The 24031-nt window shown below is 31.9% G+C and carries 19 protein-coding genes and 1 other annotated feature; of the genes, 4 read left to right on the plus strand and 15 right to left on the minus strand.

Features of this window, described 5'->3' with window-relative positions; translation table 11 throughout:
* Positions 1 to 75 precede the first annotated feature (75 nt).
* Both argS and N4T77_RS13835 read right to left on the minus strand, forming a co-directional pair.
* Positions 76 to 1767: an arginine--tRNA ligase gene (argS, locus tag N4T77_RS13830; RefSeq protein WP_261672395.1), complete on the minus strand. Its 1692-nt coding sequence runs from the start codon at positions 1765 to 1767 to the stop codon at positions 76 to 78.
* Positions 1768 to 1888: 121 nt separating this feature from the next.
* Positions 1889 to 2116: a binding site (T-box leader), on the minus strand.
* Between the two features lie 169 nt (positions 2117 to 2285).
* Complete coding sequence (locus N4T77_RS13835) at positions 2286 to 2666, minus strand: hypothetical protein (RefSeq protein ID WP_261672396.1); 381 nt, start codon at positions 2664 to 2666, stop codon at positions 2286 to 2288.
* A 312-nt stretch (positions 2667 to 2978) separates the two neighbouring features.
* Between N4T77_RS13835 and N4T77_RS13840 the strand changes: the two genes are divergently transcribed.
* Positions 2979 to 4520 (plus strand): hypothetical protein, encoded by a 1542-nt coding sequence (locus N4T77_RS13840; protein WP_261672397.1) that lies wholly within the window; start codon positions 2979 to 2981, stop codon positions 4518 to 4520.
* A 165-nt stretch (positions 4521 to 4685) separates the two neighbouring features.
* On the opposite strand, the gene N4T77_RS13845 is transcribed toward N4T77_RS13840, so the two are convergent.
* The 9 genes from N4T77_RS13845 to N4T77_RS13885 form a co-directional block, all read right to left on the minus strand.
* Positions 4686 to 5240: a hypothetical protein gene (locus N4T77_RS13845; protein ID WP_261672398.1), complete on the minus strand. Its 555-nt coding sequence runs from the start codon at positions 5238 to 5240 to the stop codon at positions 4686 to 4688.
* 174 nt (positions 5241 to 5414) lie between these two features.
* Positions 5415 to 7724 (minus strand): PAS domain S-box protein, encoded by a 2310-nt coding sequence (locus N4T77_RS13850; protein WP_261672399.1) that lies wholly within the window; start codon positions 7722 to 7724, stop codon positions 5415 to 5417.
* Positions 7725 to 8089: 365 nt separating this feature from the next.
* Positions 8090 to 8638, minus strand: coding sequence for a flavin reductase family protein (locus N4T77_RS13855; protein WP_261672400.1), 549 nt, complete (start codon positions 8636 to 8638; stop codon positions 8090 to 8092).
* Between the two features lie 120 nt (positions 8639 to 8758).
* A complete protein-coding gene (locus tag N4T77_RS13860; RefSeq protein WP_261672401.1) occupies positions 8759 to 9766 on the minus strand; it encodes a lipoate--protein ligase in 1008 nt (335 codons plus the stop codon).
* A complete protein-coding gene (gene lpdA / locus N4T77_RS13865) occupies positions 9756 to 11480 on the minus strand; it encodes a dihydrolipoyl dehydrogenase (protein ID WP_261672402.1) in 1725 nt (574 codons plus the stop codon). The genes N4T77_RS13860 and lpdA overlap by 11 nt, the downstream gene beginning before the upstream one ends.
* A 161-nt stretch (positions 11481 to 11641) precedes the next feature.
* On the minus strand, positions 11642 to 11995 hold the full coding sequence (locus tag N4T77_RS13870) for a carboxymuconolactone decarboxylase family protein (protein WP_261672403.1): 354 nt from the start codon (positions 11993 to 11995) through the stop codon (positions 11642 to 11644).
* A 179-nt stretch (positions 11996 to 12174) separates the two neighbouring features.
* Positions 12175 to 12597: a MarR family winged helix-turn-helix transcriptional regulator gene (locus N4T77_RS13875; protein WP_261672404.1), complete on the minus strand. Its 423-nt coding sequence runs from the start codon at positions 12595 to 12597 to the stop codon at positions 12175 to 12177.
* Between the two features lie 295 nt (positions 12598 to 12892).
* Positions 12893 to 14131, minus strand: coding sequence for a serine/threonine transporter SstT (gene sstT, locus N4T77_RS13880; protein WP_261672405.1), 1239 nt, complete (start codon positions 14129 to 14131; stop codon positions 12893 to 12895).
* A gap of 443 nt (positions 14132 to 14574) precedes the next feature.
* A complete protein-coding gene (locus tag N4T77_RS13885; protein ID WP_261672406.1) occupies positions 14575 to 15342 on the minus strand; it encodes an SIMPL domain-containing protein in 768 nt (255 codons plus the stop codon).
* A 292-nt stretch (positions 15343 to 15634) separates the two neighbouring features.
* Between N4T77_RS13885 and N4T77_RS13890 the strand changes: the two genes are divergently transcribed.
* Together N4T77_RS13890 and N4T77_RS13895 are read left to right on the plus strand one after the other, a co-directional pair.
* Positions 15635 to 16150 (plus strand): RNA polymerase sigma factor, encoded by a 516-nt coding sequence (locus tag N4T77_RS13890; RefSeq protein ID WP_261672408.1) that lies wholly within the window; start codon positions 15635 to 15637, stop codon positions 16148 to 16150.
* Positions 16150 to 17433, plus strand: a complete 1284-nt coding sequence (locus N4T77_RS13895) for a DUF4179 domain-containing protein (RefSeq protein WP_261672409.1) — start codon at positions 16150 to 16152, stop codon at positions 17431 to 17433. Before N4T77_RS13890 ends, N4T77_RS13895 begins: the two co-directional genes overlap by 1 nt.
* A gap of 242 nt (positions 17434 to 17675) precedes the next feature.
* Here the strand turns inward: N4T77_RS13895 and N4T77_RS13900 are convergent, their stop codons facing one another.
* The 3 genes from N4T77_RS13900 to N4T77_RS13910 form a co-directional block, all read right to left on the minus strand.
* Positions 17676 to 19049 carry a D-serine ammonia-lyase gene (locus tag N4T77_RS13900; protein ID WP_261672410.1) on the minus strand — a complete coding sequence of 458 codons (1374 nt, stop codon included), beginning with the start codon at positions 19047 to 19049 and terminating at the stop codon, positions 17676 to 17678.
* A 74-nt stretch (positions 19050 to 19123) separates the two neighbouring features.
* Positions 19124 to 19903 carry a GNAT family N-acetyltransferase gene (locus tag N4T77_RS13905; RefSeq protein ID WP_261672411.1) on the minus strand — a complete coding sequence of 260 codons (780 nt, stop codon included), beginning with the start codon at positions 19901 to 19903 and terminating at the stop codon, positions 19124 to 19126.
* Between the two features lie 39 nt (positions 19904 to 19942).
* Complete coding sequence (locus N4T77_RS13910) at positions 19943 to 21295, minus strand: PLP-dependent aminotransferase family protein (RefSeq protein ID WP_261672412.1); 1353 nt, start codon at positions 21293 to 21295, stop codon at positions 19943 to 19945.
* Positions 21296 to 21410: 115 nt separating this feature from the next.
* Here N4T77_RS13910 and N4T77_RS13915 point away from each other — a divergent pair, with 115 nt between their 5' ends.
* A complete protein-coding gene (locus N4T77_RS13915) occupies positions 21411 to 22322 on the plus strand; it encodes a DMT family transporter (RefSeq protein WP_261672413.1) in 912 nt (303 codons plus the stop codon).
* Between the two features lie 112 nt (positions 22323 to 22434).
* Here the strand turns inward: N4T77_RS13915 and N4T77_RS13920 are convergent, their stop codons facing one another.
* A complete protein-coding gene (locus N4T77_RS13920) occupies positions 22435 to 23844 on the minus strand; it encodes an amino acid permease (RefSeq protein WP_261672414.1) in 1410 nt (469 codons plus the stop codon).
* Positions 23845 to 24031: the final 187 nt, after the last annotated feature.

The raw sequence follows: 24031 nt of genomic DNA on the forward strand, positions 1-24031 counted from the left end.
ATAATAATGATTTGAATTTGCAAACACTATAAAAAGGCAATGAAGCTAAGTTCACTGCCTTTATTATTATAAGCTCTACATTTTTTCTACTGTTTCTAACCCTATTAACTTTAAGCCATTTTTTAGTACCTGACAAACAGCCTCTACAAGCTTTAATCTAGCTTTCTTTATTTCCTCATCTTCTGCATTCATTATACTGCAGGCATTGTAGAATTTATTAAATCCCTTAGCTACTTCTATTATATATCTTGTTACCACAAAAGGTTCTAATCTTTCTATAGCATTTAATACAGCCTTATTAAAACCGTCAAGGGATTTAGCTAACTCAAACTCTTCCTTAGAATTTAACTTGCTATAATCAACTTCTCCGCTAACTTCTCCTGCTTTTCTAAGTATACTCTTTCCTCTAGCATAACTATACTGAACATATGGTCCTGTTTCCCCATCAAAGCTGAGCATCTCATTCCAATCAAATACTATATCCTTTTCTCTGCTGTTCTTTAAATAAGTAAATACTATAGCACCAATACCTACCTTCTTAGCTACTTCTTCCTTATCTTCAAGATTAGGATTTTTTTCATTTATTACCTGCAATGTTTTTTCTATAGATTCATTTAATAAATCTTCAAGGAAGATAACGTCTCCCTTTCTTGTAGATAACTTTTTATCCGCAAATCTTACAAGGCCAAAAGGTATATGCTTACAGGAATCTGCCCACTCATGTCCCATGAGCTTTATAGTAGTAAATACCTGTTTAAAGTGAAGAGATTGATCTGTTCCAACTACATATATACTTTTATCAAAATCATAAGTTTTCTTTCTGTACATAGCTGCAGCTAAATCACGGGTAGCATATATAGTAGCACCATCCGCCTTCTTTACAATACAAGGAGGCATGTTGTACTCATCAAGCATTACAACCTTTGCACCATTACTTTCAACTAATAAACCTTTACTATCTATTTCTTCTACAACTTCATCCATCTTGTCTGAATAGAAGCTTTCACCAGCATAGGAATCAAACTCTACTCCTAGAGTATCATAAACTTTCTTAAACTCCTTTAAGCTTAGATCTTTAAATCTTTGCCATAGTGCTACCTCTTCTTCTTTTCCTTCTTCAAGATTCTTAAAATACATTCTTCCTTCATCTTCTAAGGCTGAATCTTTTTCTGCCTCATCATGGAACTTAACATAAATTCTAAGAAGTTCTTTTATTGGGTCCTTTTCTAGAGCTTCTTCATTACCCCATCTCTTATAGGCAGATATTAGCTTCCCAAATTGAGTTCCCCAATCTCCTAAATGATTTATTCTTACGCAATTATATCCCTGACTAGAAAGTATTTGATATAGAGATTTACCTATAACTGTAGTAAATAGATGCCCTACATGAAATGGCTTTGCTATATTAGGTGATGAATATTCAACACATATGTTTTTACCAGTTCCTATATTTGATGAGCCATAGCTATCTCCCTCAGCTAACACCTTTTCTATAGTATTTTTTGTAAAATCTGTTTTATCTACAAAGAAGTTTAGGTATGGTCCTAAATTCTCTACCTTTTCAAAGCCCTCTTTATTTATTTTTCCTTTAAGCTCCTCTGATATCATGTTTGGTGCTTTTCTTAGAGCTTTTGACAACTGAAAACAAGGAAATGCATAGTCACCCATCTCAGCCTTTGGTGGAATCTCAATAAGCTTTTCAATAGTATCTAACTCTAAGTCTACGTTTTCTTTTATTCTCTCTGCAACTAATTTTTTATAATCCAATGTTATCCCTCCATTTAGAAATTACGAATAGCTAACAGCTTATAATTTATTTGCTAACTTTCAGTTATTAATTTTGTCTTTAGTATTTGTTTAAAAACAAAAAAACCTGTCTTCTGTTAAATACAGAGACGGGTTATATCCGCGGTACCACTCTTTTTGATAAGGTTATATCCTTAATCCACTCAAAACTTTAACGCAGTTAACGTCCTGCTTGTGATTTAATAATAAATTTTTTCACAGGCTTCTCCAAGGCTCTCTTCCTTTTTATATACCCTACAGGCTTCCACCATCCCTGCTCGCTGAAATATTAAGGTCTTTTAAAAAGTACTCTTCTTTTCAATGAATTTGTTATTTAGTTTACCACAGATTATATTACTAATTTTTGCTTTTGTCAATATTTTATTCCATAACTTTTCATTATTAGACTTAACTATAATATTAACATAATTTTCAGCAAGGCACTGCAGCCCACTAGACCCTTAGTAGGCTATAGTTTTAAATTGATGAAGGTTATTATACTATTTATCAAATTTATAATGCCTTGGCAGTATAGACTTTAGCTGCTTATCTAATATCATAATATGAGGATGCCAATCTTTCACTGAGTCTAAGGTTTTAGCTAAAAGAATAAGGACATTTTTCGCCCAGGTAACAGACTGATTTTTATTGTTAACCTCTTCTCTCATAAATTTCAACCACTGTTCTATTACTTTAGATGCCTGGTTGTAAAGTAATTCTTCCGCTTCAATTTTAGTTTCTTGAACCTCACTTAAATGAATAATAAAATTAGTAATTACTTCATCAATTATTTCTGAAACATGAGAGGCATACTGTACCCCATCTCCCTGCTGCAAAGAAATTTCCTTTACCACCGGTTTAAAATCCATATTATAAATCATCTGGTAAATCTCCTTTTCTTAAATTTTATAAAAAATATTTACATTTCACTCCAATATAAAATAAACTAAGTCATTTTATTTATATTTCAACTATATCATTAACAGGGATATTATTCCTATAGTTAAATGAGTAAATTACATATTAATACTATACCATTACATGCTTCCCCTAACTTAAGTGGAACTTACTTTAATTGAAATTAGCGGTGCATTTTCCCTAAGAAATCATTTGAAATTTAGTAACACTGTTATTAATTATACATATGTTATTAGTGAAATAAGGCTTTAATAAAAGTAAACGGGGGAATTAAAATGCCTAACTTTTACAACTTAACCAAAACAAACGGCTTTGATTATGACAACCTCAATAATGGAAGACAAAACAATTATGCATGGTCCATGAGTGAGTTAGGAGATTATATTTATGTAGGCACTGGCAGGAATATATTATTGAATGTTATCAAGTCTATTAATGAGAACACCCAAATTCCTGTATTAATAAACCCAGACCCTGTGGATAACCTAGCTGAAATATGGAGATATAAAAAGGATGGAAAACTTCCATGGCAAAAGGTTTATAAAGCTCCAATAGGTTCCGACATTTCCGGTTTTAGATTTATGATTCAGCATAAACCTTTTTGCGGAAGCCCCTGCATCTATGCTGCAGCCTTCGGAAGAAGAGTGCAAATACTAAAAAGTACTAACGGTGTTAACTGGTCTATATTGCCTGATAGTGTTTTGCAAGGTACTTCCTCAAGAGCAATGATAGTACAAAAGGGGAAAGTATATGTAGCTACTATAAATGAGTCAAGCCCAAGTCCAATCCCTCTGTTATATAGCAGTGAAGATCCCGAATTTTATCCTTGGGAGCCTGTTATAGACTATAATGCACCAGGCTTTGATCCTGACAAAAATCCAAGAGGATCAATAAGTAATATGGCAGTATTTAACAACAAAATATATGTTGCTACAAGTAATTCCGATGGAGTTCAAGTTTGGAGAACAAATGGAGCAGAGCCAAAATTAAATGACTGGACACTTATAGTTAATAAAGGTTTTGGAAATCCTGCAAATAAGTATTCTCTAAGTATTGGTGTATTTAAAGATTATCTTTATGTAAGCGGCACAAAACAATTGCCATTGGCTTGGTTTATTCCTATGGGATGCGATATTATAAGAATTGATAAGCATGATAACTGGCAACTTATAGTAGGTGGAAATCCACTAATATCTTTAACTTCACCAGAAGCAGAACAACGTAGAAGCCTATCGGGGCTTGGATCTGGTTTTAACAATCCTTTCAATGTATACGCTTGGCAGATACAAGAATATGAAAATAAGCTGCTGATAAGTACTTTTGATGATTCTAGTAATATGGAAGTAATACTAAATACACTTTTAGCAAACAGACTTGCTTTAGAATATCTAATAGGTGCCAGAGTAGTAAATAAATTAATAGATGTATATAGGAGCGTAGTAGAAATATTGAGAGCCATTAAATATCCTATTGGATTCGATTTATATGTATCTGAAGACGGGGTTCACTTTAAGCCTTTAGTTCTTAGGGGAATTTACAACCCAAATAACTATGGTGGAAGAATACTCTATGTAGACAGCTGTGATCAATTATATATCGGAACAGCTAACCCATTCCAGGGCTGTGAAGTTTTCAAAGCCTGCAATATTGAAAGCTCCTCCTTAGAATCCTGTGATGAAATGTATTTTAGATGCCTAAAGAAAGCTGAAAAACTAATAAGTGAAAATTACGGTATTGTAAGTGAAAACATGCCAGTGATTCTTGAATTTATACAAAAAAATAATTATCATAGATTTACTAACGATAATGAACAATAGTATAAGTCTATAAATAATGAAGAAGCCTTAATAGAAGTCTGCTGATATGGGACATACCTCTTAATGAAATTATAATAATCAGAAATAGAGGTATGTCTTCTTTTTCTATTTAAACCTTTAAATTTTTTAATATTCCGGTGAGGTATATTTTTATATACTTTATAGTTAACTTTGTCTTCCTCTTTCATAAAGGATTTCTGCTTTATCTATCAGTAGTTTAGCTATAGTTGCAATTAAGAATAAGCTTATAAATGACAGATGTGAGTTCCATAACTTTGTTTTATATATACCTGCAACTTTGGCTAAGGGAAGTGCACCATAAGAAACAAACCCTGCAAATAATGCTGTGATTATAGTAAAATTCCCCCAGCTTTTACACCGTTCATATACTATACTTAAACTTACTGGAATTACAAAAAGATTAGCAGGCAAAAAGGTTGGAATTATTGGTTCTAATTGCATGCGGTAATCATACCAATCTAGTGCAGTAGCAGTATCATCTAAATTTTTGTTTAGTATGTAAACTATTCCAAAGTAAGCAATTGCTTTTAAATAGTCTTTTTTGTCTATCATCACAAAAAATAACACTAAAAATATAATACATATGGCAACAAAGGTCCACCATTGCCAAGTAAAAAGTGTATACTTTCTCCAAATTTCCAATCTTAATTGTAATAAATAATTTGAAACCTTATCAATTTCCTTCCCTAACTTTTCCAAAGTTTAGCCTCCTTATAGTATTTTGCCAACATAAAATTATATAGACTTATTATTCCAAAATACTAGGATGCTATTCTAAGTACTTATTACGTATACGTTTATACATCACTGTAAGTTTACTTTGTCATAGCTTCAAATACAGATTTATAAACACTTGAAGCTATATTAGCAAAACTATCTCTTATAACCCTTCTTTGACCACTTTTCTACAATTTCCTGTAGTTTTTCCATGTCTATCGGCTTACCAATGAAATCATCCATTCCAGAATTCAAACTTTTTTCTTTATCCTCGCCCATTGCATAAGCGGTTGTAGCAACTATTGGCAGGTGCTTATCAGTTAACTTTTCCTTTTCTCTAATAATCCTTGTTAGATCAAATCCACTTATTTCAGGAAGCTGAATATCCATTAACACTAAATCGTATTGCATCTTTTCCATCATTTCTAACGCCTTTTCACCATTATCAGATACCTCTACATTCCAATTATTTTGCTTACACATTAATTTTATAGTTAACTGGCTTACATAATCATCTTCAACAAGGAGTATATTTAAACCCTTAGCTGAATTGTGAGTAGTGAAGCTTTCTTCTAAAGTAAAGTTATCCGATTCCTTTTTGGGTACATCAACTATGCAAGTAAAATAAAAAGTACTACCTCTACCATATTCACTTTCTACGGAAATTTCTCCCCCCATTAGTTCAACAAGCCTTTTAGAAATAGCAAGACCTAAACCCGTACCCTTAAATCGTTTTGTTAGAAAATTTTCTAGTTGAGTAAAATAGTTAAATAGTTTTGGTATATCTTCACTTTTAATGCCTATTCCTGTATCTTCTATAGAGAACATAAGCTGAATTTTATTCTTAACCCTTTTAAGCTTTTTAATTGATAGAATAACTCTTCCCTTTTCAGTAAACTTTATGGCATTTCCTACTAAGTTAATCACAATCTGCATAAGCCGAACTCTATCTACTATGATTTCCTTTGGTATATCCTCTGATATGTCAATTTGAAAGTCTAATCCCTTTTCCTTTGCAATAAACCGGAACATTTTTGACTCTGACTCTATTAAACCTAAAATATCTACTAATTCTGGATTTAACTTAACCTTACCAGCATCGATTTTTGATAAGTCAAGAATGTCATTAATAATTTGAAGCAGAGACTTAGAGGATGACTTAATAATATCAATCATTTCACTTTGTTCATCAGTTAAATAGGTCAGTGTTAATAAATCTGCCATTCCCATTATTCCGTTCATAGGTGTTCTGATTTCATGACTCATGTTTGCAAGGAATTGACTTTTGGCCATATTAGCTGCTTCAGCCTGCTCCTTTGCCTTGTAGAGGTCTGTTTCCATCCTCTTTCTTTCCGTAAAGTCTTCGATAATGGCTATTGCACTTACTACATCTCCATTATCATCCTTTATCGGTGCTGCTAGTATCCTAATTGTTGCAGATTTTCCTCTTTGGGAATAGTATTGCTTCTCTGCAGTTACTAACTTACCACTTTCTATGCATTTCTTATAGATATCAGAAATTCTGTTCTCTACTAGTGAAGAGTCGGTAAAAAGATTAAAGGGTTTATCTATTTCTTCTAATGGAAAACCAAATATCTCCAGCACCTTTGGATTTATAAAGGTTATATTGCCATTTTTATCATAGGAAAATATACCTACAGGTACATTATTAGCTAGGCTCCTATACATTTCTTCCCTTTCCTTCAGCTCCATTTCTTTTAATTTACGTTGGGTTATATCCTGAACTATTCCGTATACTCGAGCTAAGTTTCCAGCACTATCACAATTACATACTACCTTCTCATGAATCCATGTTATAGTGTTATCTGCTTTTACTACCCTTATATCATACTCTGCTGCATTACCTGATTTACCATTAAATGTGTTTTGTATAATTTCTTTAATTAAAGACTTATCTTCTAAATGAACAATATCTATAAAGCGACTTATGCTAGGAATGAATTCTTTAGGCTTATATCCATACATACGGAATAGCTCATCTGACCAAAATGATTGTTCTCTAACCACATCATATTCCCAATATCCTATATGAGCAAACTCCTGTGCTTCCTCCAATTTTTTCTGTGTGCTTTCTAATTCTAACTGAATCTTTTTTCTTTCAGTTACGTCATGTCCTGCAAGATAAATAAGTTTTTCATCCCACTGAATTCTTCCATTCCAAGCAATCCATTTATAAGTTTTATCTTTACAAATGTATCTATATTCAACGTTTAACTCTTCACTAGTTTTTCTATTGAAGAAACTTATCCAATTATATAACTTGAATTTGTCCTCTGGATGAAGAAGGTTGTAAAAGTTTATCTTTTTCATTTCCTCTGCACTATAACCAAGGACCTTTTCACATGCAGGATTTACATATTTAAAATATCCATTTATATCAGAAATGCATAACAGTTCAGGAGTTAAGTTCACCATTTTCTCATAGTTGCCTTTACTTAATTCCATATTAATCAATGTAATTACCTGATTTCTTTACTATCCAAGAATCAGGATTTTCACCTTCCTTTCTTTTTATAGTTTTATTTATATCCTAGCTTTTTACTTTTCCTCCACTCCTCTAACTATAAAACTCCCTATTTAATATCTATGGAGCACAATTAAGCATTTTTATCATCCCAATTAATTTTTGCTTACATTATATCTCTTATAATATCTCATACTAACTCTTAACCCTTGTATTTTCAAGCCCTGTTATTCTATTTTTTATGTCAATTTTAAAAATTCCTACTAAAACAAAGAAAGAACTTACTAATTAGCAAGTTCCTTCTTTGTTCTAGTATTATATTCTGGTAAGTCTGTCTGCTATGTTTTTATTTGCTGCCGCTACATGTACTAAATATTGATCCAACTCTATTCTTTAAATCAAAGTATCCTGAGTCCATCAATACTGTTGGTTTAACCTTCAAAGCATCTGGTCTTCCATTTTCTAAACAATCCTCATTGGCATATGCAGCAACAATTTCTCCGATAAACATTGTAAAATCAAACATAGGAATAGTCTGTATTACCTTGCATAAGTAATTTACAGGGCATTCTTTTATCATTGGTGCATTCCCTACTTCATCATAAAATGATTCAAAAATCTTAGATTTATCTACTTTATTACCAGAAACGGTTCCACAATAATCGGTTTTTTCAATATTTTCAGAGGAAGGAATGTTTACACTAAAAAATCCATTTTCCACTACCCCTGCTGTTGTACAGTGGGAATTCTTTAAAGAAATATAAAGCACAGGTTTTTGACTTACAACTCCATATGCACCAATGGTAGCATAGTTTGGTTTTCCATTAACAATTGATCCTGCTAAAACTGCAATATAGGGTCCAAAAGGAATATTTACTATCTTCTTCTTCATCATATTTATTCTCCTATCAATTTATAATTTTGTTGCAACAATAAAAATTATAAGATAAAAGAAAATAAATTTATAGACTTTTTCTTACCTATAGGTTATCATATAGATAGAGTACGCCCCTAATTAACCGTACTCTTTTTTACTTTCTAACCAATTACACAGGTCATATAAAACTATTTTTTCATTTTCATCTATGTTCACTGTCTTTAGTCTACTACAAATTTCTTCAATATTAAAAGTTGCTCCTTTAATACTGTCTGCTATTCTGGCTATAAGTGTATTATTCATAGCATCAGAGTATATTACCGCCTTCTCTATAATGGCTTTTTTTAATGAAAGACATAATTCTATAGCTCCCCAGGAGAACTTATTTTCAAAGACTATATCAAAGGAAGGAGATTCTCCATATATCCAATTCCAAGAAGAGTATTTACTATACAACTCCTGTAACCTAGGATTATCCTTTTCCACTAGGTATTCTTTACAATTTGAAGGGTATATTTCCACGAAACTCTCCTTCAAACTTTCCTTCATAGACTCTATAGTTATATTAGGATTTAAGTTTTTTAAATTTATTACCCTAGCTTGTACCGAATCTATTCCCTTTGAAACTATCTTTTCCTCTAAAACCTGGAGATAGTCTGTGAGCTTGCTTATATCTACATCTATAAGTATAGTTCCATGATGATATGCAGTTCTGTCTGTGAAATAAAAAGCATTTCCTGAAAACTTTTTTCCTTCTACTTCTATATCATTCCTTCCAACAAACTCTGCATTTATACCCTGCTTTCTTACTGCATTTATTATTACACTTAGCTGTTTATCTAAGTCATATAGCTGTTTACTTAAAATAAAGGTAAAGTTTAAGTTGCCTAAGTCGTGAAAAACTGCTCCACCACCGGAAAGTCTTCTTGCTATCTTTCCCTTATTCTTTTCAATTTCTGAAATTCTGCACTCTTTCCAGGTGTTTTGATTGCTTCCGATTACTACAGTATTGGCATTCTGCCAAAGATATAAGATAACTTCATCTTCCTCTACATTATCTAGCAGATATTCTTCTAAGGCTAGATTATACCATGGGTCAAAGGAAGATGATAAAACTATCTTTGTTTTTAACTCTTTAGTTAACAAAGTGTAGAGAACCTCCCTCTAAGGCAAGAGCTCCTTCATGAATTGCTTCTGCTGTTGTTGGATGAGCATGTATAGTTTCTGTAATTTGGTCTATCTTTAATTTATTCTTTACCGCTAAAGCAATTTCAGCTATTAAATCTGTAGCATGTGGGCCTATTACAGCTCCTCCAAGTACTATGTCTGTGTTCTTTTCCTTTATTAGTTTAACAAAGCCTGCTCTTTCTCCGTAAGTAAGTGCCTTACCATTTGCTGCAAAGGGAAATTTTCCTACTTCTATTTCTAAACCTTGCTTTTCTGCATCTTTTTCTGATATGCCGACAGTTGCAATTTCAGGGTGGGTAAATATTGCACTAGGTACTACAGTGTAATCCATAGACAATTCTTTTCCCATTATATTTTTTACTGCCACAACTCCTTGGTGAGAAGCTATATGGGCTAATTGTATTATATTAGTTAAATCTCCAATAGCGTAGATATTTTCCACAGTAGTTTGAAGTTTTTCATTTACTGCTATTCCCTTTTTATTTTCTAGAGACTTTATGCCCAGCTTTTCAATATCCAAGCCTTCAAATACAGGAGTTCTGCCTACTGCCATAAGCACCTTGTCAGCAGAGATGTACTTCTTCTCACCATCTTTTGTAAATACTACGATAGACTGATTATCTGCTCCGTCTATTATTTCTTCTACCTTTGAGCCAGTAAATAATTTAATCCCATTGTCTCTTGCTGCAGCAGTTATTTCTGCAATTACATCTTCATCTAAATTAGCAAGAATTGAGTTGAAGTATTCCACTACATATACATCTACGCCAAACTTTGAGTATATGAAAGCAAACTCCATTCCTATTATTCCTCCACCGATTATTATCATCTTCTTAGGTAGAGTATCCATTGTTAAAGCTTCATCACTGGTAATAACATTTTTCGAATCTGCACCTGATATAGGAAGCTTTATTGCCTTTGAACCAGTAGCTAGTATTATATCTTTAGCCTTTATTGTTATTTCTCTATTTCCTTCTTTAGCAAATAGGGTTTTTGTATCTAAGAGCCTTCCCTCCGCTTTTATTACTCTAATACCATGTTTTTCAAGGATATATCCAATGCCTCCTCTTAACTCATCTACTACATTGTCTTTGCGAGCTATTACTTTCCTCATATTCACTGATACATTGTCCGCATATAATCCAAAATCTTCAGCTTTAAGTAGATTTTCATAAACTTCTGCAGACCTTACCAAAGTCTTTGTAGGTATACATCCTCTATTTAGACAAGTGCCACCTAGGTTTTCCTTTTCTATTAGCACAACTTTTGCACCGAGTTTAGCTCCTTGAATTGCTGCCACATATCCACCTGGACCTCCTCCAAGTATTGCTATATCACATTCAATTTCTTCTTTTCTAGGTTTCATTATACTAGAGAAGTAATTAAATCCCCCAACTTCTTTTGTTTGTTCTGTTTTTTCGCTAGCCGCAGCTGCTTCTACTCCCTCTATTTTTGCTACAACATCTCCTAACCTTACAGTATCTCCCTCGCCTATTTCAATCGATTCTATGATTCCAGAAAAATTTGAGTTAAAAGTAGAATTTCCTTTTTTTCCTTCTATATCACAGATTTTATCTCCTAATTTTATTTCATCTCCAACATTTATATGAATTTTACACACTTTACCTTCAGTCGCATGTCCATTTAATTTATCTAATACTATATCTAACATAATATTCCTCCGCAAAAGTAAATTTTAAAATATCCACTTTGAAACTTACACCTATACTAAAGGATGTGCTTGCAAATTTTAAAGATACATTTCCAGTATCTAAAAATTTGATAACACATCCCTATGCATAAGTACTTGCCTATAGGTGAGGTCAATTAAGACTATCTAAAGTCCTTCTCAAATTCCTCTATTGAATCTTTTAATAATGTAACACTGTATGCCATAGTAGGGCCTCCACCAAAGGCTACTGATACCATTGCAGCTTCCATTATCTCCTCACCAGTTGCTCCTGCCTCTAGAGCTTTATAAGTATGGAAAACAATGCAATATTCACAACGGTTGTACACTCCGATAGCAACACTTATTAATTCCTTTGTCTTTGTATCAACTGCACCTGGCTTGTAAGCTGCTCCAAGTAAGTTCATAAAAGCTCCTAATTGTTCTTGATTAGTGGTACCTAACACTTCTAAACCTGCTGAAAATTCATTTAACATTTGTCTTGGATCTTTTGCCATTTCCAATTCCCCCTATAAATAATATATCTCATAACAATCAGAATAATTAATTGCTATGCTAATTATTAGTATAGCAATTATATGTAAACATTTCAATAGTAAAAATGTAAATTTTACAATTTTCTTTATAAAAGAAAAGCTGTGAGGCAAAACTCACAGCTTTTTTATGTTATATAATTCTATTCAATATTTCTTACCATTTGATTTAAAACCTTCATAAATGCACTCATATCTTCATCAGAAATATTGTTAGAAAATACTTTTCCCATATTTTCTCCTTCTGGTAAAAGATCCTTCCAAAATTTCTCTCCTTTTTCTGTGAGACTTACGAGAAATATTCTCCTGTCCTCATCATTTTTAACCCTCTGTACATATCCATCCCTTTCCATTCTGTCTACCAACCGTGCTAATGTAGATGGTTTTATATCCATCTTATCTGCAAGTTCCATTTGGCTTAAGGACTTATATTTATCTAAGTAGTACATAGCTATCCACTGGACTCTAGTAACCCCAAAGGGTGCCAACCTATTATTAAAGGCCTCTGCTAACTTTTTAGACTGTCTATTTGTCATAAAACCTATACAACTATCTAAATCAAACAATGTATGTTCACTCCTTAAAATCATGCCTAAGATTTTTATATAATTTCCTTTACATTATACGTGAAATTATATTATATTTCCATAGAATCAAGGTTAAAAATACAGTAGAACTGTCTAATGGGAGTTTTGAAAATTTCTTTATGTATTTGCTATTGAAAAAATAGAACCTTATCCATGTTAATCTGCAGCCATCAACTATACTTAATATATAAAAAGGATATAGAATGAATAGTCCTATTAACTATCTATTCTATATCCTTTTAAATTTAAATCTTCAATCTTAAAATTTCTTTATTTATGCTGCTGAATCAACAACGATTTCCTTACCTTCTTTACGCCACTTAGCAAATTCCGCTGTTGCTGTGAATAATGCATCTGTTGACGAATTAAGTGCTGTTTCGCAAGAATCTTGTAAAACCCCCACAATAAAGCCTACACCAACTACCTGCATAGCAACATCATTTGGAATTCCGAATAAGCTACATGCTAGAGGAATAAGTAGTAATGAACCACCGGCAACTCCTGAAGCACCACAAGCACATACAGCTGACAGTACACTAAGAATTAGTGCAGTACCTATGTCCACCTGAATACCAAGAGTATTTACTGCTGCAAGAGTTAACACTGATATTGTAACAGCTGCACCGGCCATATTTATGGTAGCACCTAATGGAATAGACACAGAATAGGTATCTTTATCTAAACCTAACTTTTCACATAAACTCATATTTACAGGAATATTTGCTGCTGAACTACGTGTAAAGAAGGCTGTAATACCACTTTCTTTTAAACACTTAAATACTAGTGGGAATGGATTCTTACGAATATTTAAGTAAACAATAATTGGATTTAAAACAAGTGCTACAAAGACCATACAACCAATTAAAACTGCAAGCAATTTTCCGTAGCTTAGTAAAGATGCTATTCCATTTGTAGCAATAGCGTCAAATACAAGGCCCATGATTCCTAATGGTGCAAAGTTTATTACCCATGTAACCATTTTTGATAAGGCATCTGAAAAGTTAGTAATAAATGTTTTTGTAGAATCAGAAGCATTTTTTAAAGCGAAGCCAAGCACTACTGCCCAAGATAGTATACCGATATAATTAGCATTAAAAAGTGCTTTTATTGGATTATCAACAAGATTTAATAGCAGTGATTTAAGAACCTCTGTCACACCACCAGGAGGAGTAACATTCTCAGCACCCCCTGCAAGTATTAAGCTTACTGGGAACATAAAGCTTGCAACAACAGCTATAAGTCCAGCTAAAAATGTTCCTAAAAGATAAAGGACTATAATCGATTTCATATTGGTCTTATGTCCACTCTTATGTTGAGATATTGCGGACATAACTAAGAAAAGTACTAGCATGGGAGCAATGGCTTTTAAAGCACCTACAAATAAGGAACCCATAATGACAATTGGTTTTGCTGCTTCTGGAATCGTTACAGCTAAGATAATACCGACAATTAAACCTATAATTATTCTTTTTACTAGGCTCAATTGATTCCACTTATTCATTAGATTTTTCACAATATTTTCCTCCTCTTATAATTGAGATATAAATGAAACAATATACAATAAATAGCGACTTTAAATGTAATACCATCCGACTGCTTGTTTCGAGTTTTTTCGACAAATTAAGCTTATCATATTTCTTTATTCATTTAAAGTAAAATTTAAAATATTTTAACTCGAAATTATTACCATGGAAAATCAACGGTGAAATCATTTTCATAAAAACTTATTTTTAATACAAAAATTTGATCTTTGTTAAAGTTTTATTTATATTTAATTCTATAGTCAGAAAATAATGAAAACAACATCAAAGACCAGTTACTCATTGGCATCTTAAAAAAGAGAGTATAACCAAAACAGGGTAGAGATTTTTTTCTCTACCCTGTTTCATATCTATTACCCTCTCTATTCTCACCCATATAAGCTTGTCTAATTTTTATATAATATAAAAATTAATTTTAATACTCATATACCAAGCTGACATTAGCCTTTACCTTATATGTTCCTACTTCTAAAGCCATGCCTTGACCTGCTGAACTGTTCTTTGCAGCTAAATCATACATAATTGGATAATCAACCGGAACCCCATTAGAATTCTCAGTTATTTTTGTTGGAGTTGATATCTTCACATCTATACAGCCAGCTACTACCTGTGCTTTAGCTTTAGCATTTGATATAGCATTTACTAAAGCCATATTGTAATACTTTGCATAATCACTAACTCCAAAAGTTACCCCATTTGAGTTATTTGCTCCATTGGATATAGCTGTATCAATTATGCTTCCAACAGAATTTATCTTTTTAATTGCGATACTTAAATTGCTTGTAACTGTGTATCCAACAATTGTGCTCTTCCCTGTTTTGTCATCATAGCTGTATTTAGGACTGATGGAGTAATTAGATGTTTTCATATCTTCACCTGCTACTCCAGCTTTTTTAACAGCAGCAATTACATTATTCATAGTAGCTGAATTGCTTTTTTGAGCTTCATCTACACTGCTATTTTCAGTAGTTACTCCTAAAGAAACATAGGCAATGTCAGGAGTCACACTTATCTCACCATCTCCATTAACATTTATTGTTCTTGCTGCAGTTTTATCCTCTGCTGCTAATACCTTGTGATTTGTAGTTGGGACTATTGCCATCAGGAAAAGAATCGTAACTACGGACATAACTACAAATGACCATTTTGTTTTTAGTAAATTAATACTTTTCAAATTAACCACCTCTTCTATATTTTTATAGATTTAAAACCTTCAGCCTATTAGTAGAACTGATTAAATTTTAACTCTTCATAAATATAGACGATTAAACATTATCTTCCGCTTCAAAAAAATCAAATTTTTTTATTTATTACTAAATTATTTAAAAAATCAGCGACAAATATCCTAAAAATGTTATTGTAAATGTAGTGCAACTAAATCTGTTTCTATATAGTGTAAAACTTTTTTATTCTTAATATAGAAAATGAACTTTTTTCATAACTTAATACTCTTAGATATAGAATCGAGGTGCTAAATGGATATTGAGATTTTAGTAAAAAAGTCAAAACAAGGTGATAAAGAAGCCTTAATACAGCTTATAATGGCAGAAAAAACAGATTTTTATAAGCTGGCTTATTTATACTTGAAAAATGAAGAAGATGCTTTAGATGCACTTCAGGACACAATTATAATTTTATATGAAAACATAAACAAATTAAGAAATCATGGTGCTTTCTACAGCTGGAGCAAAACAATCTTAGTAAATCGCTGCAAAAAGCTTTTAAGGGAAAAAAAGAAAATAGTTTCCTTAACCTCAGTTAAAGAAGAACCTTATGAGGAAGGCTTTGATAGAAAAAATGAACAGATTATACTAGAAAAACACTTATCATATTTAAAAGAAAAATATCAAGAAGTAATTAAGCTTCGTTATTTCTTAGATTTGGATAATGAAACTATATCAAAAATGCTTAATATACCTGTGGGAACAGTGAAATCTCGCATATTTAATGGTATTAAAAAGCTTAAAGAAAGCTTAAGAGGTGAAGAATAGTGAATAATATTGAAAAATTACTAAGGAAAAATAAATTACAACTAGATAAACTAGAGGTCCCTGATGTCTTAGAGAATAGGCTAAGAACTGCACTTAATAATAAGAGCAAAAGATTAAGCATTGCTAGACCTCTCAAAATAAAGGCAGCAGTTATTTTCATCTTTTTAATACTAATAGGATATAATTTTAATACCTTAGGATTTTATGCTGAAAAGCTTATAGGCTATGATAAATTAATGGATTCAAACTTAAAAAAGCTAAATGAACTAGGAAAAGGTCAAACTATCGGTAAAACTTTCACCTTCAAAAACGGTTTAACATTTACTTTAGATGGAATAATGCTAGATGATAATAGACTTTTAGCCTTTTACACAATAAAAAATTCTAAAGGAAATATTGAAAACGAACTCCTTGAACCCTTAAATATATATTTTAAGGGAAAACTTAATGATTATAGATGCCTTAGTTCTTACGGAGATGTAAATGATGAAAAAACAGAAGTAAAGTTTACTTCAACCTTTGATTCACCTTCTTTCTTTGACAAAGATTTAGTTTTAAATGTAATTTGTAAAAATGAAACTGGAAAAATTTCTTTTACATTAGATAAAAATAAAGCTATGGGATATAGCATAAAAAAAATCTTACAGAAAAATATTAGAACCGATGATGTTAATCTTCGTCTTGAATATATTTGCGCCTCGCCTACAACTACGGTAGTTAAAGGAAAGGTGAAAAACATATTAGAATTGGCTATAGATAGAATTCGTGGTGCTAAGTTTTCACCTAACAGCTTAGATATAAGATTAATTGTTGATGGAAAAATATTGGAAATTCAACAAACTGAGCTTAGTTCAAACATTGATGGAGTTGCTTTTAAGTATAATTTTCAACCTTTGCCTAATAACTTTAATAAACTTAAAATTGAATTTTTGGGTCTTAGCTCTGAGCATATTATAAATAAAAATTTTAAACTAGAAAAGGATATGAAGAATGAAAATATTAATATAGAAAATAAGAGTATAGAAATAAAAAAGATATATGAGGCTAATGGCAATACTTATGTAACTTTAGCTACAGAATCAGACGTAATTTTAACAAAAGTAAATATGCTGCTGGATGGCAAAACAGTGCAACTTAACAAAACAACTCCAGAAAATGCTAATAAAAATTCTAATATTAAAACTAGAACTCTAGAGTTTATAGGAACAGGTAATGATCTAGAGCTAAATGTTCAACGTATGCTTTATAGAGAAAATTATAATAAAGTTGTAGATGTGTTTTAAAATAAGACTTTTATTGATTTTATAAATTCTGTTATCCAAGATAGTAAGAGGCCATTAAACAAGTAATTTAAGTATGTTCAATGTATGATTGTAAGTTATGACATGAAAAATCAACTTATAATATTCCTTAAATATGAATTAAGGGAGGTCGAAATGACTTCCCTCAGATTCTATTTCTTTTATTCTTAAATTTTATTAAAGAATATTTCTCTGCCAATATTTATTCTTGTTCTTTATAATTTTTATAGTTTACTAGAGTTCTTCAGTTCACACCCTTTTTTGTAGTAAGCTTCCATTACATCCTTGGGAACCATACTTCCCCCTGTGGCCCAAGCAATATGTGAAGCATTTTTCATCTTGTCTTTTAAGTTATTGTTTTCTATATACTTCTGTCCAGCCTCATCTTTAAATAAATCAATTGGCCCAGGTATGCCAGCTAAGGCAGAGGGCTCCAAGTAGATGCCTTCTAAATCTATCAGTGTGCTTAATAGAAGATATAATTTTTCATCTTTTGCTGTATAAGATCCGCTGATTAACTCTCTCAGCGTCTTTCCTACAAAACCTGAAGCTCTGCCAACAGCAAGTCCATCTGCTGCTGTAATGTTGTCTATTCCAAAGTCCTGAACAGCTACTTTGTCATGCATGTCTGTCATTAATCCTATAACCATACATGGAGAATGTGTTGGCTCTGCAAAGAAACAGTGTACATTATCCTTAAATACTAATTTCAGACCAAAGGCTACTCCACCTGGTCCCCCTCCAACTCCGCATGGAAGATAAGTAAATAGTGGATGTTCTTCATCTACAACTACATTCATTTCCTCTAATTGATTCTTCAATCTATAAGCTGCAACTGCATATCCTAAAAATAAGTTAGTTGAATTTTCATCATCTACAAAATACATATTTGGATCTGCCTCTGCTTGTTTTCTGCCCTCTTCTACTGCTTTACTATAATCCGACTCATATTCAACTACTGTAACACCTTTACTTCTAAGAAGATCTTTCTTCCATTGCTTTGCATCTGCTGACATATGAACAAAGACTTTAAATCCCAGTTGAGCACTGATTATGCCAATGCTAAGTCCTAAGTTTCCTGTTGACCCCACTGCAATAGAATACTGAGAAAAAAATTCTCTAAATTTGTCACTATCCATAACAGAATAATCATCTTCTAAGGTTAATATGCCATTTTCAATAGCTAATTCTTCTGCATGTTTTAGAACTTCATAAATACCACCTCTTGCTTTAATAGATCCTGAAATAGCAAGGTGGCTGTCGCATTTTAGTAATAGTTGTCCTAAAATTTCCTGACTGAACATTTCCTCTATTTTGCTCTGCATATTAGGGATTTTAACAATAGGCGATTCAATAATTCCATTTGTTTTTTCTGTTTCTGGAAAAACCTTAGCTATATAGGGTGCAAATCTTTTTAGTCTTTCTTCTGCTTCCATTACATCTTTCTCAGATAGTGAAATTTTTTCAATAGCATCTTGAAATTTACCATAGTTAGGGTTGGTCCAAAATACTTCTTCTGTGGAAATAATTTTATCCATTAGTGGATACTGTTCTTTCCACTGCTCTAAAGTCTTTCCTTGTACTATTGTTTTACTCATACAATATACCTCTTTCTTTTATAATATTTTATATTAAAGATTTTCTAACAGAAATATATTTTATACAGGAAGAATTAGTATATGCCATTTTTTATACCATCTACGACTTTATTGAATTTTGCTTCACTCAAAATTTCATGTGTAATAAATTTACCATTATAAAACAAACTATATATGCTGAAGGGTGATGGATTATGTTTCACCTGTTCTTTATTATCAATCTTAATAATCTCTAGAGGTATGTGATTTTTGCCTGCCAGTTCTTTTAATACTGTGTTTATATAATATTCAGTAAAGGGACAACAATTTGAATAATATGCTGTTAATCCATTTTTATTGTCACAGACATTTTCTTTAGCTGATTTATTAAAGCTAGGATTTATGGCGTTAGGATTATTCTTGTAAACTAATAACTCAAAATACGGAGGAGCTGTATCACATACCTCAAATCCTTGCTTTATAAAGAACTTTTTGTCTGAGATATAGGGCCTCTTTTTATTACTTGTAAGAACTACAATTCCATCCTTATCTTCCGAGTCTCTTAAGCACTCCTGTAAAAGCCTTTTTCCATAACCCTTTCCTGCATACTGTCCTGCAACCCAAAAACAGTTTATTACCATATAGTTTGGTGCAGTAATGGGTAGCCAAGCTATATCCCATGGACAGTATTCAATAAAAACTTTATGTTTAACATTTAATTTTTTAAATACATATCCTTTCGGAATTTGCTCCTTCAGCCACTGCTTTTTCTTCAAATATCCCTCAACACATTTTTTATCCGATATAGCACAGCAAATATGTTCGTTGTCAATGCTTTCTAAATTTAAAGTTATAAATTCCCCTAAGTTATCCATCTTTGTAACTCCTTTCATATAGGTAATTTAATAATACCACTATAAAGGTGAACACTCAATTTCCTGAATTATTTCAGTAATTCCACTAGCAATATAATCCTCTGTTACATTTGACACGTTTATTTTTAGTATTGATTTTTTTGCCGGAAATGAAGTTAAATAGTTCCTGTCTGCTGTATCCACTATAATTGATTTCTTTTTTAATCTATTTATAAGCTTTTCAGAGGATATATATTTATCTAACTCTACATATGTATGAACACATATGTTACCTAAAGGGTTATATTTATAGTTATCCTTGGAATCATGGATCTTCTTTTTCAATAGAGAAGTTAAAAGTTTTGCCCTTAAAAAATAAGTTCTCTTAATTTTTTCCCTGTGTCTTTCAAACATACCACTTTTAATGTAAATTTCTAAGGCTGCTTGAGAAAGCATAGAACTATCTATATCAATAACACTTTTATACTTACTAAATGTTTCAATAAGGCTTTCAGGAATTACAGCAACACCAACTCTCAATCCCGGAAAGATAATTTTTGAATAACTTTTTAGATATATAACCTGTGAAAAGTTATCATATGAAAATATTGGATCTGCTTTTGAGTCTTGCTCAAAGTCAGCTAGATAATCGTCTTCCACAATATATACATCATATTTTTTTGCCAGCTCTAAAATCTTCTTCTTTTCTCCTTGGGAATATGAAGTTCCTAAAGGATTATGATATCTTGGCATGGTATAAAAAAACTTAATACTTTCCAACTTAAATATTCTCTCTAACTCTGATATATCAATTCCTTCACTAGATCTCTCTATACCTATAACTGGTATCCCCTGTACCTGCAAATAATCTATGAACAAATGATAGCTAGGCTGCTCAATAAGTATAGTTTCCTTGTTATTTGGAAAGGGTATTGTAGCTAGAATTGATAGCGCCTGCTGAACACCTGATGTAATAAATATATTCCTTTTACTAGTAAAGACCTGATAGTTTGCCAATTGTTTATGTATAACATCTACTAAGGAGGGTAAGCCTTTAGGTGTACCATATACAAACAAATCCTTCTTATATATATCAATGGCTTGATTTATACAATGCTGAAAATCTAAATAGGGAAACACCTCTGGATCTGGAGCGGAAGAAGCAAAATCCATTATAAGCTTCTCCCCTTTATTTAAATTAGGTTTTCCTGTCACAACATAATACCCACTTTTGGGAAGAGAATAAACTATGTGTCTTCTTTCCAATTCATGTAATGCACTAATGACTGTACTTTTGTTACAATTGAAATTTTCAGTTAGACTCCGAATAGAAGGAATTTTCTCTCCTTCTTTATATCTACCACCTTTAATCATGTTTTCAATCTCATTTGATACTGCTAAATACTTATACATAATCTACTCCTTCCAATCACTGTACCGGTATAGATTAACTTTATTTTCATTGTATCATAACACCTTATTTAATAACATAGATATATAAGATTATAATTATGGGAGGAATACTAAAATGGAAAATTCCGTTAAAAGAAACACTTACTTTGCTGCTACTCTATATGCACTGATTATAGGCTTCTCATTTCTATTCGTAAAGCTAGCTTTAATTGTTACAGATCCACTAAATATACTTGCACATAGATTTACAATATCTTTTGTTGTTGCTTCTATTCCTGTTGTTTTTGGGTGGATAAAATTAGATATAACCTTTAAAGATATGCTTCCTATTTTACCTATTTCATTATTTTATCCAACTTTATTTTTTGCTTTTCAAGCCTTTGGACTAGTATATATTTCATCTTCAGAAGCAGGAATAATCCAAGCCACCATTCCTATTTTCACAATGATCCTAGCGACATTTTTTTTAAAGGAGAATTCTAGCAGACTACAAAAGTTATCATTAATTTTATCTGTATCTGGAGTAATCTATATTTTTGTTATGAAAGGAATAGATTTAAAGCCTGCTAGTTCTATAGGAACCTTGATGATTATTTTATCATCACTTTCTTCAGCTGGTTATAATGTTCTAGCAAGAAAGATAACTAAAAAGTATAAAATATTGGACTTAACTTATATGATGACCTTTATAGGTTTTCTCAGTTTTAATTTAATATCTATCATTGATCATGGTATTCATGGCACTATTAATGTTTATTTTAAACCATTTATCAATCCATTATTTTTAATTTCAGTACTTTATTTAGGTATACTATCTTCACTTATAACATCACTATTATCAAATTATACTTTGTCTAAAATAGAGGCATCTAAGATGAGCGTATTTAATAATTTATCTACCCTGATAACTATGATTGCTGGAGTTATCTTTCTACAGGAAAGTTTATCATATTTTCATATAATTGGAGCGGTAATGATTATTGGAGGGGTAATCGGAACTAACTTTTTAGATAAAAAAACACCATAAATACCAATTTTAAAGGAAGCATTACTAGTGTTAAATAAATATTATAAAAGCTTACCTTACCTTAAGAGAAACTCTTAAGGTAAGGTAAGCTGCTTATATACTATAGTTCAATTTATGCACTTTTCTTTAGTAAGGATTTATTTGTATTTTGTAATGAACTGTTTTTACGTGAATATGTAAAATAAACTATAAGACCCAATGCTAACCATGTTAGGAAATATATCCAAGTTGTCTTTGATAGGTTAGACATTAAGAATAGACTGAATACTACTGCCAATATTGGTACTAATGGTACTAATGGAGTTTTAAAGCTCCTTTTTAAATTTGGATGAGTTTTTCTTAATACAATTACAGATGCAGCAACAAGCATGAATGTTGCTATAAGAGTCATATTTGCAAGATCTGCTAATTGTTTAAGATCAACAACACCTGCTATTAAAGCAGCAGTACAACCTGTTAACCAAGTTGAAAAAGTTGGTACATTTGTCTTTGAATTTATACTAGAGAATACCTTTGGAAGCAATCCATCACGACTCATTGAAAATAGTATGCGGGATGTACCAAAGATATAAGCGAACATAACTGCAGTAATTCCTACCACTGCTCCAATGGAAAGTATTGAAGCAGCCCAGCCTTGTCCAACCCTATTTAGTGCAAAGGCCATGGCATCACCAACGTTCAATAGAGAGTAGTGGGTAATTCCAGTTAAAACCAGACAAACTATAACATATATAATTGTACAAATAATTAATGAAGCAATGATTCCTGTTGGAAGATCTTTTTGTGGATTTTTTACTTCTTCCGCAGAGGTTGAAACTGCATCAAAACCTGTAAATGCAAAGAAAACAGATGCTGCTCCAGCAAAGACTCCCTTTAAACCAAATGGCATAAATGGATGCCAGTTTTGTGGTTTTATAAAGAAGGCACCTACTGCTATGAATAGAATTATAACAGCAACTTTTACTATAACCATAAAGTTGTTTACTTTCTTACTTTCCTTAGTTCCTCTTGAGAGCAGATAGGTAACCAATAATATTATTACCGTTGCCGGAAGGTTCATTATACCTCCCTGACTTGGAATAGTTACGAATTGTTTAGGTATATGTATTCCAAATTCTCCTAAAAAACCATTAAAATAAGCTGACCAACCACCTGCAACAGATGATGTACTTACAGTGTACCCTATAACAAGTGACCACCCAACAAGATGAGCAATTATTTCACCTAAAGATACATAGATGTAAGCATAGGAACTACCAGAGGTTGGTATTGCAGCTGCAAATTCAGCATAGCATAAGCCAACAAGCATACATACTATTGCAGAACAAATAAATGATAATATAACTGCTGGTCCTGCATCTCTTGATGCTACAAGTCCTGTTAGAACCATAACACCTGTTCCTATAACTGCACCGATACTCATTAAGGTTACGTCAAAGGAACCAAGAGTTTTTTCTAGTGATGCAGATTGGTGACGTTCTAAAACCGAATCTACACTTTTTTTCTTAAAAATAGAACTCATTCTTTTAAATCTCCTTTTGCAATCTTTTACTGAAGTTAATTAACAAATCCTTTAAAAAAGTTAACAAAATACTATACAATAATAAAAAATCAGGCTATAATTTGTCAAACTACCAAATTAACCTTTAGGTGGTATTGTTTGCATTTTTCTTTATATTACTCCAAAATTCGTCATTATTTTATTTTAT

Source organism: Clostridium sp. CX1, from assembly GCF_025398335.1.
Taxonomy (GTDB): Bacteria; Bacillota; Clostridia; order Clostridiales; family Clostridiaceae; genus Clostridium_AM; species Clostridium_AM tanneri.